Source organism: Bacteroidota bacterium (genome assembly GCA_034723125.1).
In the GTDB taxonomy this organism is placed as follows: Bacteria; Bacteroidota; Bacteroidia; order CAILMK01; family JAAYUY01; genus JAYEOP01.
This window is the reverse complement of record JAYEOP010000436.1, coordinates 1-2,095: the sequence shown is the minus strand read 5'-3', so window position 1 is coordinate 2,095 and position 2,095 is coordinate 1. Positions and strand designations below refer to the sequence as shown.

Here is a 2,095-nt window from a genome sequence, read left to right as displayed (position 1 = left end):
AGGAAAATATATAATCAAACAGATGGGGAAAAAGGTGCTTATATTGTTTCTTCTAACTCCTCATGGGGAGTAGATTTCGGTAAAGCTACCGATGCTCCGCTTTGGTGTGCTATGTATGATTCACTCGGAAAGTATGGGATAGTAAATGCCGCAGCCACTTCCAATATGAATATTGATGTTGATGTAAAAGGCGACCTGCCAAGCACTTGCCCAAGCAAATATTTAATTTGTGTTACAAATACAAACAATACAGATATGAAAGAATCAGCAGGTTATGGAGTAACACATGTTGACCTTGGTGCTCCCGGTGAAGATGTTTATACAACAGGCAGTACTACTTTTAATGCTTTTGGTTACGAATATTTTGGCGGTACATCCGCATCATCACCTCATGTTGCAGGAGTTGTGGGTTTGCTTTATGCATCAGCAAGCAAAGAATTCCTTGAAGGGACAAAATTTAGACCTGATAGCATTGCCAAGCTAATGAGATTATTTATTATGAAAGGAACAGACAAAAACAACAGTCTGATAGCCAAAACAGTAAGCGGTGGACGATTAAATGCCTTTGGTGCTATTCAAAGTATGAGAGAATTTTGTGATTCTACAATTTCAATAAAATCTGCTAATGCAAATTTGCAAGCTGTTAGTATTTTTCCTAATCCTGCTCACAATAATTTGATTGTACGCATTTTAAGTACAAATAAATCTCAGATTGAAATTCAAATTACTGATATTTGTGGTCGTTTGTTAATAAATGAGAAAATTGAAATGCCAGCAGGTAGATTTGATAAAAGTATAAACATCAGTAGTTTATCAACGGGTATTTATCTTATAAATATTATTGATAACAAAAGTAATTTGCTTTTACATAAAAAAATAATAGTCAGGTAGTTTTGAAAACAACAGTTGTAAAAACACAAGATGGTTCACACACACTTTTTTCTCTGGAATTTAACGAGCATTATCATTCTGTTTTTGGAGCAATACAGGAATCACAACATGTTTTTATAAAAAATGGAATCCAACAAATTGATAAAAATCCAATAAGAGTTTTTGAAGTTGGTTTTGGAACAGGCTTAAATGCCTTTTTAACTTTAGAATATGCATTAAAAAATAATCTTAATGTTGATTATCATGCTATTGAAAAATTTCCTATTGACAACAAAACTATTTCTGAGTTAAATTTACCCAAACTGATAAGTGAAAAAGATACTGAACTTTTCAACAAACTACATCAGGCACAGTGGAATAAGGAGGAAAAGATAAATGAAAACTTTAATCTATTAAAAATAAAATCAAGTCTTGAAAATTATTCATTTTCTTCAATTTATGACATTGTTTTTTTTGATGCCTTTTCAGCTGATACACAATCTGAGTTATGGACGAAAGAAATATTTAGTAAGATTTATAATTCATTAGATAATAATGCTTTACTGACAACCTATTCATCTAAAGGTTTAGTAAAAAGGAATTTACGTTCAGCAGGATTTAAAGTGAAAAGATTAGCTGGACCAAAAGGTAAATTTCATATTTTGAATGCGTGGAAAGAATGAGGTTTTGACAAGATGCAGGATACAGGATACAAGATACAAGATGCAGGATACAGGATACAGGATGCAAGATGCAGGATGCAGGATGCAAGATGCAGGATGCAGGATACAGGATACAAGATACAGGATGCAGGATGCAGGATTTATGTCATTGTTTTTTTGATTTTTTTTGCGTTCTTTGCGTCTTTGCGAGAAACAAATAAATAAGGATGCAGGATACAGGATACAGGATGCAAGATGCAGGATGCAAGATACAGGATGCAGGATACAGGATACAGGATGCAGGATGCAGGATTTATGTCATTGTTTTTTTTGATTTTTTTTGCGTTCTTTGCGTCTTTGCGAGAAACAAATAAATAAGGATGCAGGATACAGGATACAAGATGCAGGATGCAAGATGCAGGATGCAAGATGCAGGATGCAAGATGCAGGTTCATAAAAGAATGTAGAGCCAAATGGAGATTTGTCTATTAAGCATAGAAGCATTTTATTCAATTATTTCTTCAATATTAAAAATTAATTCTTTATCTGATTCAAAATCAAAC

4 protein-coding genes are annotated in these 2,095 nt (G+C 33.2%); all 4 read left to right on the top strand.

What is annotated here, in order from left to right:
- A partial coding sequence (locus tag U9R42_11655; protein MEA3496679.1) for a S8/S53 family peptidase occupies window positions 1–891 on the top strand: 891 nt, incomplete at its 5' end.
- Window positions 892–893: 2 nt separating this feature from the next.
- The gene (gene mnmD, locus U9R42_11650) at window positions 894–1,553 is read left to right on the top strand and encodes a tRNA (5-methylaminomethyl-2-thiouridine)(34)-methyltransferase MnmD (protein ID MEA3496678.1); all 660 of its coding nucleotides are present in this window, start codon (window positions 894–896) and stop codon (window positions 1,551–1,553) included.
- Window positions 1,537–1,713, top strand: coding sequence for a hypothetical protein (locus U9R42_11645; protein MEA3496677.1), 177 nt, complete (start codon window positions 1,537–1,539; stop codon window positions 1,711–1,713). The genes mnmD and U9R42_11645 overlap by 17 nt, the downstream gene beginning before the upstream one ends.
- Window positions 1,714–1,728: 15 nt before the next feature.
- On the top strand, window positions 1,729–1,866 hold the full coding sequence (locus U9R42_11640; GenBank protein ID MEA3496676.1) for a hypothetical protein: 138 nt from the start codon (window positions 1,729–1,731) through the stop codon (window positions 1,864–1,866).
- The last annotated feature ends 229 nt before the right edge of the window (window positions 1,867–2,095 follow it).